Raw genomic sequence first — 15008 nt, 5'->3', positions numbered from 1 at the left:
GTATGATTAGCACAGTCCTTTTCAATTCTATCTGGATACTGCCGCTCGTTGCGGTTCTTGTATGCGCACCGATTTCCCGAAAGCATACCGCCCTAATCAAACGGATTCATCTGCTATTCGCCGGAATCTCGCTGGCCATCGCCTCGTGGCTCGTTTTTCACACGTACTCGCTGACCATGCCGCTCGGCATTCCCGAAGGCAACAAGCCCTTTCTCCAATTTCTGACGGATTTTGAATGGCTCCCGGCGATTCACGCCCATTACACGATGGCAACCGACGCTCTCGGCATTCTCCTCGTCTTTTTGACGGCCGTCATCGTCTTCACGGGAATGCTCGCCAGCTGGAAAGTGGACAAGCAGCAGAAGGAATTTTTCGCGCTGATGCAGCTTTTGGGCACCGCGGTTTACGGCGTATTCATGAGCTTCGACCTGGTCCTCTTCTTTGTGTTCTACGAAATGGAAGCCCTTTGCATGTATCTGATGATTGCGGGCTGGGGAACGGGCAACAAGGATTACGGAGGCAAAAAACTCACGCTGACGCTGGCGCTCGGTTCCGCCATGGTGCTTTCAACCCTGTTCGGCATTTTTATCGAAAGCGGAGCAACAACTTGGAACATCGTCGAACTCGCCGACGTGAAGCTTCCGATGAATTTCCAGATGTGGGCGTTCCCGATGCTCTTCATGGGGTTTGCCGTTTCGGGTTCTCTTTTTCCGTTCCATTTCTGGTCGCCGGACGGTCACGCTTCCGCTCCGACGGCCGTTTCCATGCTCGCCGCTGGCGTGATGATGAAAATGGGTCCCTTCGCTTGCCTTCGGATCGCCATCTATTTGATGCCGGAAGCCGCCCGAATTTACCTGCCCTACATCGCCTTGCTCGTCATCTTCAATGTCGCGGTAGCCTGCTTTATCGCCATGCGCCACAAGGACCTCAAATACATCACGGCATACAGCTCCATTTCTCACCTGGGTCTTATCTTTTTGGGACTCGTGGCTGCGACCCCTTTGGCATTCCGGGGAGCCGCATTGCAAATGCTTTCCCACGGATTTCTGACGGGACTTTTCTTTGCGAGCATCGGCATGATTTACGGTCGCACCCACACCCGCAACATCGATGAAATGGGCGGACTCATGCGCATCATGCCATTCCTCGGCGTAGCCTTTACCATCGCCGGATTTGCGGGACTCGGACTTCCCGGGCTTTCGGGCTTCGTCGCCGAAACATCCATTTTTATCGGCAGCTTCCAAAGCCCCGTTCCGCATATTCGAGTCATCACCATTCTGGGAATCCTTTCGATTACGGCTACAGCGGTCTATATTCTGCAAACCGCCAACCGGATGCTTTCCGGACCCGTCCGCTTCGAACAATTCAAAAAACTTCCCGATGCGGATTGGACCGAAAAAGTCGCTCTGATCATCATCACCCTCTGCCTTTTGGGAATCGGACTCTTCCCCGGCTGGATTTCGGAATTTCTCGACACGGCCATCGCTCCCATCTACGCCAACCTGATGAGGTAAAATCATGACAACTTTTATTTTACCCGATATTCTGCTTTTGCTTTTTCCTTTTGCCGTCGTCACGCTGCATTTGCTCTTTCCGAAAAAACGCCAGCTGCCGTTCGTCTTTTCCGTTCTGTTTTTCGGCGGCGTTTTCATTTTGCTCAACTCGCTTCTGGTCGGGGGAACGCAGACTTTCCTTTCCAACTGGAAAATCGACAGCTTTGGCATTCTCATGCGGGAAGTCCTTGTGCTGGGCACGCTGCTCGCCCTGCTTTTTGCCAAAGACTACTTTGACCACCCTGCCGACGGAAAGCCCCAACTGCACCAGTTTCCGGAATTTTCCGCCGCCATCGCCGCCGCCACCTTTGGAGGGTTCATCGTCGTATCCGCAGACGAACTGCTCTCTCTCTTTTTGGGACTCGAACTCGCCACGCTCCCGATGTATGCGCTCACCGCGTGGAACAAGGCCGATCCGCAAGGCTCCGAAGCCGGCACCAAATACATTTTGATGGGAAGCGTCGCCACGGCATTTGAATTGTTCGGACTCAGTTACCTGTATGGATTTTCGGGCAGCATGCGCTTTGACGCCATCGCCCAGGCCGTCGCCGAAAGCCCGATGGATCCCCTGCTCTGGATTTCCGCCCTCTTCCTTTTTTGCGGAATCGGATTCAAGCTCACCCTCTTCCCCTTTCACACCTGGGCTCCCGACGTCTATGAAGGCGCGCCCACTCCCGTCACCGCCGCTTTGGCTGTCACCAGCAAGACCATCGCCATCGCTTTCGTCGCCGTCCTCGTTTACGGTCCTCTCTCCGCCATTCACGACGCATTGATTCCCTTCCTTTCCGTCCTCGCCGGAGTCACGATTCTCGCCGGCGGGCTGGGTGCGCTCAAGCAATCTCGCCTACGCCGCTTCATGGCCTACAGTTCCATCTCGCAGGCCGGATACATTCTCGTCGCCTTGATCGGTTCCGAAACCACAGCGAAAACGGCGCTTGTCTTTTACCTTTTCCTCTACGCGCTTTCCAATTATCTGGCGTTTTTCGTTTTCGGCATCATCGGGCAAAAGCGTCCGGAAAGCTTCCACTCCCTCGCCGGCCTTTCCAAGGAATGCCCGAGTCTGGCCGTCGCCACGGCCATCGCCGCGTTCAGCCTCGCTGGAATCCCGCCACTCGCCGGATTCGTCGGCAAATTTTTCCTCTTTGAAAGTGCCGCACACTCCCACGCCTACTTCATCATCGCCTTCGCCTGCATCAACAACGTGATAGCGCTTTACTACTACCTGCAACTGGTGAAAAGTGCCTGGGTGGACTCGCCGGACGAAAACCTCGCCCCGATAGCCATCAACCGGCGGCAAAAGATCTGCGTCGTCCTTCTCACGGCCAGCGTCCTCCTCGTCGGCGTCCTTCCTTTCCTCAGCACGAATATCCTAAGCGTTCTCGGAAGCTGAACGGAAAAATCCGACTCCGGTTCCGGCTTTTTAGAATCAAAGTCAAAACAAAGCCAAAAGGAACTTTTTGAAAAGTCGGGCGTGCCCCGGCGGCAAAAGGCAAAATGAAGTTTTTCACGCCGCCGGGTCGGCGAGCTGCGGGCTACCCGTTGGTCGGTGCTATGCACTGGCGCATCCGCGCCACCCTCCGCATGCCTCACGCAAAAATGCAAAGGCACCATCGCGCCAAACCTATTCCTGCTTTTCCGTAGAAATCGGTGGAAACGGCATTTCCAAATCCACGCTAATCGGGCAATGATCCGAACCGAGCACTTCGGTGTAAATTTGCGCATCGCTCACATTTTGCGAAAGCCCCGCATCCACAAAAGCGTAGTCGATTCGCCAACCGACATTCCGCGCCCTAGAGTTCGCCCGATTCGACCACCAGGTGTAAGTGTCCCGCGCATCCGGGTGCAGCGTACGGAAAGTATCTTCAAATCCGGCGGCAATGTATTTGTCTATCCAGGCGCGCTCCACCGGCAAAAAACCGCTCACGTTTTCATTTTCGGCGGGACGCGCGATATCCATCTCCGTGTGGCAGGTGTTGTAATCGCCCAAAGTCACCACGTGGCGTCCCCGCTTTATCCAGCTCAGACAATTATCCAGAAACGCATCGTAGAAACGGAGCTTGTAATCCACCCGGTCTTCGCCCTGACCGCCATTGGGAAAATAGATGGAGTTCAAGACCCAGTCCGGGAACACCAGTTGAACCACGCGACCTTCTTCGTCGAACTCATCAATCCCGAATCCATACTCCACGGAGTCCGGTTCTATCTGGCTTAAAATCGCCGTTCCGCTGTAACCCTTTTTCTTTTGACAGGAATTCCAGTAGCAGAAATAGCCTTCCGGAGCGACGATGCTTTCCGGGACCTGTTCTTTTTCGGCCCGGATTTCCTGCAAGCAGAGAAGTTCCGGTCGGGTTTGGTTGAACCAATCGGCGAATCCTTTTTTTTCTGCGGAACGGATGCCGTTTACATTCCAACTATAAATGCGCATGGCGCAAAAGATAGATTATTCAAATCCAAAAAGGGAATCCGCCAGCACCAGTTTCGGACAAGCGTTACCAATTACGCGCAGTTCTCGCGGCCAATGCCTTCCAGCCTTCCCAAAACGGATACAGGCTTCCCACCGAAGCCGAGTGGACCTTTGCCGCCCAAAACATCGCTTTCAGTCCCCAAAAATCCTAGAATTCTTCCAACTCCAGTGATTCGCTGCACCCGGTCTGCACCAGCGACCTCAAGGCGGTTCTTTGCGACATGGCGGGCAACGCCATGGAATGGGTAAACGATTTCTTGGGAGCGTTCCAGGACACGAGCGTCTCCAACTTTATCGGCTCCCCCGACGGCGGTGCCATCGGTATGCGAATTCTCAAAGGGGGCAGCTTCCGTTCCAGCGCATCGAATATGCACATCTATTCGCGGGGAGACGTTTATACCGTCACTTCTTCGACCAAAGCGGACTACGTGGGCTTTCGCCTGGCTCTAGGACCGATTCCGGACGGAAATTCCTTTGATGCGGAAAAGCCGAACTCTTCGACGGCCAAAGCTCTAGCTTCTTCCCAAGAACTCAAACTGAAAGTGGGAACGACTCTGGCGCGACTTGCCTTTCGCGACGATGAAATCGGAAAAATTGTCGTTGTCGAATACGCCATCGGTTCCAACAGTTTTTTTGAAATACAAACGAAAAGCGACCCCTACCACCCGAATATTTCCCCGAATGGGCAATGGATTGCCTACACGACACTCCCCGAAGGCATTTCCGGATTTAAATCGCTCTATGTACAACCGTTCAACGCTGCCGACACCAGCGTCTTCCTTTACTCGCAAACTTCCGCCGCTGAACCCCGTTGGAAAATCCAAGGCGGAGACACGCTGATCTATTTTGCAACCGACGGCGGAGACAATACAAACGAAAACCCGTTTTTCAAAGGGAAAACGGCAGCGGTTTCATTTTCAAAAAAGAATTTTGGCGAAGAAATTTTGCTTTTCAATGGCTCTTATCATGGCGGAGTTTCGGACGACGGCTCTCTCGCGGTAACGAGAGCCAAATTGCTGCGCGCCCATATCGGCGGAAACGATACGGTCTGGTATCATGGAAAACAGGCCTGCAACGTTTCGCTCGCTCCGGATTCCACAAAACGCGTGCTCTTTCTGGATTTCGGAGGCAAGACCGGTCGAGAATTTGTCAGCAAGAATTACACCCCGCACGAATACATTCTAATCGCGGACAGTACGGGAAAACTCGTCCAGGCGATTCCCGCTCCCGACGGTTACACCTTCGACCATACCGAATGGACGAACGTTCCCGACCTGATTGTCGCCACTTTGGTCAATGCAGACGGCGGGCATTCCCGAATTGTCCTTGTGGATACTCGGGATTCCAGCGTGCTCCACCTTGTCGAAGGAAACGAACTTTGGCATCCTTCCCTTTGGGTTTCTCCTAACCGGAACCGCCTGCCATCCGACAAATATGCCGCGGACAGCCTGGGCATCTATATGACGGAAACATCGAGCATCGGCAGCCGCATCATGAAGGTGAAAATGGATCTGTTCTGGACAAACAGAGCTAAAGCGCAAATCGCCATTACAGGATCATCCCGAACTTTTGCGGGCGTGGATCCGGCTCTGCTCACGACGACCGGAAACACCGAAGCTTTCAACTATTCCTATTCCGGCCAAGATATGGCGGCGACCGAATTCCTTATCGCCAACTACTACCTGCCACTCGAAAAACTGAAAACGCTTGTCATCGCTTTGAATTTGGATCGCTGGAGCTATACCGACGAAGCATTCCAGACACTCTACAACGAAGTTCCAGGCTACATCTATGACGAGCGGCATGATTTTTGGCAAAACGGCGTACCTTCCAATATGGCGGAAATCGTGCTGGACAACATCACTCCCGAACCGAACGAATACAACTTTTACTGCTATCATAATGGACTTTATCGTTCCATAATGATCGGATACGGCGACACGCCGGAAATCACCTTTAGGAATTATGACACGAAAGCCGCCCAATTCAACCAGGAAAAATTGCTTTCCATTATCGATTTGGCCAACAGCTACGGAGTGAATGTCGTCGGCGTCATTTTTCCGCAATCCCCGCGCTATATTTCAAACGGGACGTGGGGGCGTTACGGACCATCCCTCGAAGACGCCAAAATCCTGCTGAATTTTGTCAATTCCCTTGCCCGCCAAAAAAGCAATTTTTACGTGCTGGACGAATATAAAAACGGGAAAAACGACTACTCCATGCAGGTTTTTGCGAACGACGACCATCTGAATTTGCTCGGTGCCGAAAAATTGACCGTTCGATTGGATTCCCTTCTGCAAAAAATTCCGCAATAAACTTTCCCGCCAGCCCGAAATGCGAAATTTTTCTTTTTTCACAAGCGTTTTGCAAAAGCTGTAATTATATTAGCTTCATGAAGTTTCGATTTGTACTAGGAATCAGCGTTTCTTTATTATTGCTTACCGCCTGCGGCGGAACCTCTGACGGCAGCAATCTGGAAGTTCCCGATAATATGCCACCGGCGTGCCGAGAAATCGATTTTGTAGAGCAGCCCGATATGCGGGAGCTCTGCGGAGTCCGGACGGTTCGCTTCAAATCCTACCGCAACATCGCCAAGGAACGCTATCTGGTCAATCCCAAAGACGCCAAAATCGTTCAAGCGAACGGAAAAACGGAATTGCGCATTCCCGGCAACTTCCCCATCGAACTCAACGGCCAAATTGTCGAGGACATTCACTTTGACCAGAATACGCGCCTGAAAAAAATTTCCAACCGTTACGAATATCACGAAGGCTATAAAAATGCCAGCCACAAACGCAAAGACCGCATCCGGGCATTCAAATTGACAATCCCGACGGATGTCGGTACGGAATACGAATACTGCTTCCGCATTCCCGAAAAAATGGGCAACGAAAGAACCCGCAATCAGGCCATGGGAAACCGCCTCGAAGAAATGTCCTGCGAGGATTTTACCTTTTTAGCCAGCCAAAAGAAAAAATAAATCAGAGGCTAGTGGTTAGTCGAAAGTCAAGAACGCTTGAAGCTGAAAAAAAGGAGAAGCGGCGGAGTGCCGCTTTTTCAAAAAGGAATTTTTAGTGAAAGCAAAATCAAATAGGATTGTCAAAATCGACAAAGGTGGCAGGAATTTTCAATTCTCGCTCCATTTTTTCTGCCAGCGCGCGTACACCAAAAATTTCGGTGCGATGATGCCCGCAGCTAATCAAATTAAAACGGCCTTCTTCGCAAGCAATGGGAACCGCTTCCTTGATTTCACCCGTGATAAACGCCTCGCAGCCCAAGCGAATCGCTTCATCCATCCCGCTAGCCCCGCTGCCACTGCAAATACCGACCCGCTTGATTTTTTCAGAGCCGAACAGAAACGCATTTTGTACGCCGTGTTCAAAAGCGGCGTTCGCCCTGTCTAAAAATTCCTGTCTGGAAATGGCAAAATCCCATTCCGCAATCACCCCGACGCTTTTTTCGCCCTCTTGCATAAACCCCTGAACGGGATTCATTTGCATCGCTTTGGCAATCAAAGCGTTATTTCCGATTTCCGGGTGCGCATCTAGAGGGAGATGGAAGCCGTAAAGGGAAATGCCATGCCGAAAAAGCCGCCCCAGCCGTTCGCCGTAACGCCCCACCGGAATGCGGGATTCGTTTTTCCAAAATCCGTTCGGATGGTGTACCAAAATGCAGTCCGCGTTTCTTTCTATCGCCGCATCGATTAGCGCATCCCGAAAGCTGACCCCGGTAACAACCCGCGAAATCCGCGACGAGGCTTCCACGCAAAGCCCATTCGTACAATAGTCCTGAAATGCCGCAGGCTCCAGCAGTTCATCCAGCCATTTTGAAAAATTTTGCAATTCCATGCGTTAAATTTAGCGTAAAATCGCCCGATTTGATAAAACTTTTCCCTTGTTTTTGCGTATTCGAGAGTTTTTGTTTAAAATGGCCTCCACCCGTTGCCACAATCTATGCGTTTTTCTACATTTACGCATAGAACAATAAAGGAATACTATGGCTCACTATCTGTTTACTTCTGAATCCGTATCCAAAGGCCACCCGGACAAAGTCGCCGACCAAATTTCCGACGCCATTCTCGATGCGGCGCTCGCCGCCGACAAAAACAGCCGCGTCGCTTGCGAAACCCTGGTCAATACGGGACTTGTTGTCATCTCCGGAGAAATTACGACCCGGGCCGAACTCGACTACCAGACACTGGCCAGAAAAACGATTGAAAATATCGGCTACAACGATTCGGAACTCGGCTTTGACGCCAAAGGCTGCGCGGTCATCGTCGCCGTGGACAAGCAGTCGCCGGACATCGCCCAAGGTGTTGACGCCAAAGCTGCCGTCGGCAAGGAAGAAGACAAGCAGGGCGCAGGCGACCAAGGAATGATGTTCGGCTACGCCGTCAATGAAACTCCGGAACTGATGCCGTTGCCGATTTCCCTCGCCCACAAATTGATGGAAGAAATCCAGAATCTGCGCGAATCGGGTGCCATTCCATGGCTGCGCCCGGACGCCAAAAGCCAAGTCACCGTCGAATACGATGAAGAGAACAAACCTGTTCGAGTGGATACCGTTGTCATCAGTACGCAGCACGCTGCCACTTTCAAAGGCAAGGAGCTTTCGCACGACCAGATTCAAAAGACCATCGTGAGCCAATTGATTAAAAAGGTAATCCCGGCAAAACTTCTGGATAAAAATACCCGTTTTTTGGTGAACCCGACGGGAAAATTCGTCATCGGTGGACCGCATGGCGACTGCGGACTGACCGGGCGCAAAATCATCGTGGACACTTACGGCGGCATGGGACGGCACGGCGGCGGAGCATTCAGCGGAAAAGACCCGAGCAAAGTGGACCGCTCCGGTGCTTATGCGGCTCGTTATGTCGCCAAGAACATTGTCGCAGCGGGAATCGCCGATCGCGCCGAAGTCCAACTCGCTTACGCCATCGGTTATTCGAAACCGGTTTCCATTCTGGTCAATACTTTTGGCACGGGAAAAATTGCCGATTCAAAAATCGAAGACATCGTCAAAAAAGTTTTTGACCTTTCCCCCGCAGGAATCGTCGAAATGCTCGATCTGAAAAAGCCCGGCTACATCGATACTGCAGCACTTGGGCATTTCGGGCGCACCGGAAAACGCTTCACTTGGGAAAAGACGGACAAAGCGGCTCTGCTCAAAAAGATGGTAAAAGCCTGCTAGACTTTCGGGATTCCGTTCGGCGGAATCCTTTTTTTGATGGATGCCATTCGATTTTTCTCAAAAAAGTTGTTTCTATCCTAAAGAGAAATTTCTGTGAAAATGGGGCCGAAAATGGTTATCCATTACCAACCGGCTCTTTCTCTGCGTCGGCCTCGATGAAAATGCAACCACACCAGCAGAAAGAATGGCCTTTCGGTTTGCATACAAATTCTTTTCCGCAAAAATTTTTTGGAAATTATAGACAATCATCCACCAAATACTCGCAATTAAAATTTTTCCGCAAGAGTGAACTTTTTTCAAATGGAGCATTTTCTTTCACAAGTAGAAGTCGGTTATCAGTTTTCGGTTATCAGTTTCAACTCCCAACCGGTTGCTGAGCCTGTCGAAGCACTGCAGCCGTTGGTTAGTGCACCTCGGCAAGCTCGGTAACCACTTGTCGAACTAGTCGAAAGGTGGTCCCTGAAGGGCGACTTTATTCTTTCTGTAAAAGCATTCCTGTTTCATCGGAAAAGTTTCTTTTAGGCTTTTGCGTGAGGTACGCGAAGGGTGGCGCAGTTTTGATGCGCCAGCGCGAAGCGCCGACCAGCGGTAAGCCCGTAGCACACCGACCGCCAACGGCAGGGCACGCCCAAGAATCCGAAATTTCGCAAGCAATGCCAGCAAGAACAAAAAACGGGCCAGTCTCCCGCAGCAAAATTTCCGTTTCAAAACTTTCGACTTATCACAAACATAATCATCGACAGCATCCACTCGTGCCCGGTCCGTTCCTGCAGAAGTTCCTGGTTGCTTTCATAGCGGACGTTTCGGTATTTCCGGTTGCGGGAAACGACCGTCATCAGCATTCCCGCCCAATTTTCGTTCAACTTGACGGCAAGCCGAGGAGTGACATGGATGCGCTTGAACTCCGGGTCGTAGGGATCATAGACAGCATCATAATCGGACTTGTGCATAATCCCTTGAACGCCATAGGAGACCATCGCCATGGGAAAATGCGCAAACGGCAAAAGGCAAATGAACGTCGCCCCGTATTGCCAGCTGTAACCGTTTGCGGCAATCTCCGTCCCCACTTTCCAGACTTCCCCGTCGTCCGCACCCGTATAGCGCATGTAAGTCAAAGTCGCTCCCGGTTTCAGAATCCATTTCGTCCAGGCGGTCTTGGGAAGGAACGCCATCAGCGGGATGGAAAGCGTCGCATGGTAGTTCACGCCCAAAAGGAATCGCGTCATGAACGCATCGCAATCGTAGTCCTTTTTTTCCGGATTGTAGGTTCCCATAAAGGTCGCCACGCTCCCATAATTGATGGCCGTGCTAACGTTCCCTTGAACGCCCACTTCCAAAAGGTGCAAGAATTCAAAGGAGAGGTCGCTCCGAATCCCGAGCCCGAACAAAAAAAGATCCCCGTTCAAAGAAGCCTTGGGCGTTATCCACTTCCCAAAATCCCGCTGCGCCCGCAAGCTCGTATTCCAACCCATGGGCGACGCCGTGAGAAAAAAGGGCCACTTGTGCAGGGATTCCGAATTGCGCAAGGACTGGTGCGGCAAGAAAATGCCCACAAAGGAAAAGCGGTTTTCCAGCTCCGTTTTCCAGGAAGCGGAATCGGCACCCTCCGCGGCAAATAAAATGGTCGCCCAGAGCAGGACTATCAAACAAAAGCGAAAACGCATAAAACAGGCTTCCAATATACAAAAACAGATGGCTGCCCGCCGAAGAAAACCTATATTCCGACTATGAAAATTTGTCCTCATTGCGGCGCCGAGTTGAAAGACAAGGCGACATTTTGCAAAGAATGCGGCAGCGATACCGAAACCGGCTGGAAAGAGGGGGCCGAATTTGTGGACTTGGAGACTCCCGATTACGATGAAATTGTAGAGAAGGAATTTGGCAAGCGAAATCGCTGGAGTTCAAAAATCGCTTCGCTTTTCATCGTCGGCATTTTGCTTTTCGCCTTCGTTCTCGCCTTTATTTTTTGAACGTTTTCAGTTTCTGCAAGATGGCTTCTGCCGATTCAAAATCGAAATCCTCGACCGCTTTTTCCAAAAGACGAATAAAATCCATTCTGGCTTCGTCAAATCGGATGTGGGACACGGTTTTGATAGCGGCGCGGCAACTAGACGGAATAGCGTCTCGGACGGCAGATTCCAACATTTGAATCGCTTTGTCCAATTTTTCTTCCGCATCCGGATCGTCCACCAGTTTTTCATTTTGTTCACCGATACACTCCGCAGCTAGCGGAATCGCTTTGCGCAGGCGTTCAATGATGGTTTGCAAGTTCTTATTCAAAGCGGACCACGGCGTAAACTTCAATTCTTCACTCTCATTCGTAATCTGCGCTTCGATTTTGGCAAAGGCGGCCTGCAAAGCGGAGCATCCGATAGTTCCCGTTATGCCCTTGAGCGTATGCGCCATACGGACGCTGTTTTCCCTGTCGCCATTTTGAATCAACTCTTGAATTTCGGTCACGTAGCCGTCGAAATTTTCCACGAACCGGCGAATGATTTTCAGGTATATCGCCTTGTTGCCAGCGGAACGGTACAGCCCAAGAGAAACGTCGAGGTCGGGAATCTTTTCAAAAAGGGAAAGGAAAGGATCCTTGGGCGAGACGGACGCCGAATTTTCCGTTTCGGCATTTTCCACGGGAGCCGTTTCTTCACAAGGAATCCAGCGGGCGATTTCTTTGTAAAGTTCCGTCGGATCAATGGGTTTTGTAACATGCGCATTTAAACCGGCGGCAAGGCTTTTTTCCTTGTCCCCTTGCAAAGCGTAAGCGCTCATGGCGATAATGGGAAGATCCTTCTTTTCGGCATCGGGCAAAGCGCGAATCAAACGCGTCGCTTCAAAGCCGTCCATAATGGGCATCTGCAAGTCCATCAGCACGAGGACGTAAGAATTCTTTTTGAGAGCTTCCAGGCCCTCCTTGCCGTTGTTCGCCACATCCACATCCAAACCGACGCGCGTCAAAAGCTCGACGGCGAGTTCCTGGTTCAAAATATTGTCTTCTACCAGCAGGACTTTGCTTCGTTTGAACCGGTAAGCATCCTGCGCCCGCGGCTTCACAGAAAATTCCTTCTCCACGGGAGAGAATCCCAAAGTTTCTTCCAAAGCGTTTTGGAAATCGGAGAGCAAAAAGGGCTTGGGCAAATAATTCAATCCAGCCGCTCGAGCAGCCTGCAAACGGGATTCATCATTTTTCATGCCAATCCCTAAAATCGGCGGCAACGCCATTCCTTTATTTTTCAGATGCTCGACAAAGCGGTCGGCGGGAGTGTCGTCGGCATCCCAGGAAAGAACTAACGCATCGTAAAATCCACGTCCCCGTTCTTGAATTTTTTCTTCCGCGTCCTCGGCCAAACCACTCGCATCGACCTGCAAATTCAAATTTTCGCACATCTTTTCGAGAATGGAACAAGAGCAAGAATTCGAATCCAACAGCAGGAGCCGCTTTCCTTGCAAGGGTGAAGGTTTAGCCATTTCTTCCGGCTCTTCCGCCATATCGAATGTGAGCGTAAAATAAAATTCGCTTCCCTTTCCAGCTTCGCTGCGAACCTGCAAATTTCCGCCCATCAGTTCCACAAGGGAACGCGAAATCGCCAGTCCCAGTCCTGTTCCTCCGTATTTCCGGGTCGTAGAGCCTTCTGCCTGGGAGAACATCTGGAAAAGCTTTGCGGTCTGCTCCGAAGTCATGCCGATTCCAGAATCCACGACTCCAACCCAAATCGTGACTTGGGAAGCCTCTTGCTTGACGACTTCCATTTTAAGGAGAACCTGCCCTTTTTCGGTAAATTTTTCCGCATTGTTGATCAGATTGATAAGAATCTGGGAAAAATGCAAGGGGTCGCCCAGAATGCGCTTGGGAATTCTAGAATCGATGTCGGCCAAAAGCTCGATGGATTTTCCCGCGATGCGGACAACGGTAATCGACAGCACGTTGGAAACGCACTCCCGCAAATCAAACGGGATATGCTCCAGTTCCTGTTTTTTTGCTTCGATTTTGGAATAATCCAAGATATTGTTGATTATGCCCAGAAGGGATTTTGCCGCATAGGAAATGCGATCCAGATAATGCTCCTGCTGCGAGTTGAGCTCGGTGGACAAAACCAGGTCCGACATGCCGATAATCGCGTTCATCGGTGTGCGGATTTCGTGGCTCATGTTCGCCAAAAATTCACTCTTCGCCCGGGTCGCATCCTTTGCTTCCTGCTCTGCCCGCATAATGGGCGTAATGTCCGTAATGAAGAACAGGTAGCCCATCTCGCTCGAATCTTTAGAGCGCAAAACGGAGCCTTCGCCTCGACACCAGATTCGATTTCCATTCGGCAGCATCACTTCAAAGTTTTCGCTCCATAAAGCCCCGCTTTCCAAAGCGGCCAATGGCTTTTCCAAAATCGTCCGCGAAATACCGATGGAAGGCAAATCGTCATAGAAGACGCCGACAAGTTGATCCCTGCGGATATTGAAAAGCTCGCAAATCCTTTTCGAAACGTAGATTATCTTCATGCTGTTGTCGAAAATGATAATCGTATTTTGGGAAGACTCCATAATGGAATCCAAAATGGATTCTTTCTGAACCGCCGAAGTTTCATCCGATACCAAAAAGAGATAGCGCACCGAGGCGTCGTCTTCCAGCAGCAAATTGAAAGAGACGTTCCACCAGAGGATTTTCCCGTCATTCCTCTGCACGACGATTTCATGCGACCCGATTTCGCTGGTCTGCGGTGCCGCCGTTTTTTGCGCATTCAGTACAAAGTCCTTGAACTCCGGATTGGGAATGATGTCCCACAGGATTTTTCCCTGCAAATCGTGCCAGTCGTCTCCGCCTCGGACATTGGCGATATTGGAACTCGCCCGCAAAACGCGAAAATGGTTGTCCGTCAAAATCAGAGAAAAATACTTGCTTCCCAAAATCGCATCGAAGAGAGAGCTCGAATTGGTGCTGTCCGTCAAATCTTTGGAAATCATCCGACGGAACAAAATCTGGCTGACAATGATTGTCATCACAATTAAAAAGAGAATGCAGATGCCCGAAAACAGGGTGAAATTCCACATCTTCTGGCTGAAAAGCGAAGCCGTCTTGTTTTGCGGAACAATATGCACCAGGTGAAACGGCAATTTATTGACGGGCGCGATCAACGCCATATATTGCCGACCGTCTTTATCTTTCAATTTAAAATTGACTACGCCCGAACTCGAAAGCGTGTCCACGTCGTATAAATTCCGAACGGGTTCCAAAAGGGCGTGGACACTGTCCAGCGTAATATCGCCAAGACTTGTGCGATACGGAAAATAGGTGCACACGCTGTCCGTTTCATTATTTAAAAGAACAGTCACGCCCCCGCTCTCTTTAGCAAGCGCAGAAATCGTCGAACGAAAATCGTTTACATCTATATCTTCCGCAATCACACCCCGAATGCGATTCTGCCGTTTCCACACGGGCAAAGACAAAGTGAGCACCCGACGCTCCGCGCTAAAATTCCAATTCGGACCAGAATAGGCGAAACCCTTGTTGCGGCTGGATTCCAAAAACCAGGATTTAGTACGAAACTCCGGATGGTCCGGATCCCCACCGCGATACCCCTTGGCGCTGACGAACGCCCCGTCCGCCCCTCCGTAATAGACATCGACTACATTTTGCTTTTTGCATTCCGCTAAAAGTGACGCGCGCAAATTGGACGGCAGACGATGCGCAATTTTTCCATGAAACCGCTGAAAAGGAACCGCATAAAAAGAAATCTTTTCTTCAAAGGACTGCGCCATCTGCTGCAAAACCTTGCCGGATTCCGAATAGGCGTTTTCAAAGGCGGATT

At 50.9% G+C, this 15008-nt stretch carries 9 protein-coding genes and 1 pseudogene; 6 read left to right on the top strand and 4 right to left on the bottom strand.

Annotated features, from left to right (window positions below):
- The first annotated feature begins 2 nt into the window (after positions 1-2).
- Both BGX14_RS00405 and BGX14_RS00400 read left to right on the top strand, forming a co-directional pair.
- On the top strand, positions 3-1514 hold the full coding sequence (locus tag BGX14_RS00405; RefSeq protein ID WP_233126352.1) for a NuoM family protein: 1512 nt from the start codon (positions 3-5) through the stop codon (positions 1512-1514).
- Between the two features lie 4 nt (positions 1515-1518).
- A complete protein-coding gene (locus tag BGX14_RS00400) occupies positions 1519-2943 on the top strand; it encodes an NADH-quinone oxidoreductase subunit N (RefSeq protein WP_095878748.1) in 1425 nt (474 codons plus the stop codon).
- Positions 2944-3174: 231 nt separating this feature from the next.
- On the opposite strand, the gene BGX14_RS00395 is transcribed toward BGX14_RS00400, so the two are convergent.
- Positions 3175-3978 (bottom strand): exodeoxyribonuclease III, encoded by an 804-nt coding sequence (locus BGX14_RS00395; protein ID WP_073303321.1) that lies wholly within the window; start codon positions 3976-3978, stop codon positions 3175-3177.
- Between the two features lie 203 nt (positions 3979-4181).
- Here BGX14_RS00395 and BGX14_RS00390 point away from each other — a divergent pair.
- Positions 4182-6332, top strand: a pseudogene (locus BGX14_RS00390) (TIGR02171 family protein); the annotation flags it as partial.
- A gap of 77 nt (positions 6333-6409) precedes the next feature.
- A complete protein-coding gene (locus BGX14_RS00385) occupies positions 6410-6997 on the top strand; it encodes a hypothetical protein (RefSeq protein ID WP_095878746.1) in 588 nt (195 codons plus the stop codon).
- A gap of 106 nt (positions 6998-7103) precedes the next feature.
- On the opposite strand, the gene BGX14_RS00380 is transcribed toward BGX14_RS00385, so the two are convergent.
- Positions 7104-7865, bottom strand: a complete 762-nt coding sequence (locus BGX14_RS00380) for a Nif3-like dinuclear metal center hexameric protein (protein WP_073303325.1) — start codon at positions 7863-7865, stop codon at positions 7104-7106.
- A 148-nt stretch (positions 7866-8013) separates the two neighbouring features.
- Between BGX14_RS00380 and metK the strand changes: the two genes are divergently transcribed.
- Positions 8014-9207 carry a methionine adenosyltransferase gene (gene metK / locus BGX14_RS00375; protein WP_095878745.1) on the top strand — a complete coding sequence of 398 codons (1194 nt, stop codon included), beginning with the start codon at positions 8014-8016 and terminating at the stop codon, positions 9205-9207.
- A 704-nt stretch (positions 9208-9911) separates the two neighbouring features.
- Here the strand turns inward: metK and BGX14_RS00365 are convergent.
- Positions 9912-10871, bottom strand: a complete 960-nt coding sequence (locus tag BGX14_RS00365; RefSeq protein ID WP_073303332.1) for a hypothetical protein — start codon at positions 10869-10871, stop codon at positions 9912-9914.
- 63 nt (positions 10872-10934) lie between these two features.
- On the opposite strand from BGX14_RS00365, the gene BGX14_RS00360 reads away from it, so the two are divergent.
- Complete coding sequence (locus BGX14_RS00360) at positions 10935-11177, top strand: zinc-ribbon domain-containing protein (RefSeq protein ID WP_095878743.1); 243 nt, start codon at positions 10935-10937, stop codon at positions 11175-11177.
- Here BGX14_RS00360 and BGX14_RS00355 read toward each other — a convergent pair.
- Positions 11167-14958 carry a response regulator gene (locus tag BGX14_RS00355; RefSeq protein ID WP_095878742.1) on the bottom strand — a complete coding sequence of 1264 codons (3792 nt, stop codon included), beginning with the start codon at positions 14956-14958 and terminating at the stop codon, positions 11167-11169. The genes BGX14_RS00360 and BGX14_RS00355 overlap by 11 nt on opposite strands.
- Between the last annotated feature and the right edge of the window lie 50 nt (positions 14959-15008).

This window comes from Fibrobacter sp. UWS1 (genome assembly GCF_002300445.1).
Classification (GTDB): Bacteria; Fibrobacterota; Fibrobacteria; order Fibrobacterales; family Fibrobacteraceae; genus Hallerella; species Hallerella intestinalis.
This window is presented reverse-complemented; position numbering and strand designations above follow the sequence as displayed.

Bases quoted from the DNA above. Each gene is read 5' to 3' on its own strand.
- BGX14_RS00405 (WP_233126352.1), top strand. From the start codon at position 3: ATGATTAGCACAGTCCTTTTCAATTCTATCTGGATACTGCCGCTCGTT.
- BGX14_RS00400 (WP_095878748.1), top strand. From the start codon at position 1,519: ATGACAACTTTTATTTTACCCGATATTCTGCTTTTGCTTTTTCCTTTT.
- BGX14_RS00395 (WP_073303321.1), bottom strand. From the start codon at position 3,978: ATGCGCATTTATAGTTGGAATGTAAACGGCATCCGTTCCGCAGAAAAA.
- BGX14_RS00385 (WP_095878746.1), top strand. From the start codon at position 6,410: ATGAAGTTTCGATTTGTACTAGGAATCAGCGTTTCTTTATTATTGCTT.
- BGX14_RS00380 (WP_073303325.1), bottom strand. From the start codon at position 7,865: ATGGAATTGCAAAATTTTTCAAAATGGCTGGATGAACTGCTGGAGCCT.
- metK (WP_095878745.1), top strand. From the start codon at position 8,014: ATGGCTCACTATCTGTTTACTTCTGAATCCGTATCCAAAGGCCACCCG.
- BGX14_RS00365 (WP_073303332.1), bottom strand. From the start codon at position 10,871: ATGCGTTTTCGCTTTTGTTTGATAGTCCTGCTCTGGGCGACCATTTTA.
- BGX14_RS00360 (WP_095878743.1), top strand. From the start codon at position 10,935: ATGAAAATTTGTCCTCATTGCGGCGCCGAGTTGAAAGACAAGGCGACA.
- BGX14_RS00355 (WP_095878742.1), bottom strand. From the start codon at position 14,958: ATGGCGCAGTCCTTTGAAGAAAAGATTTCTTTTTATGCGGTTCCTTTT.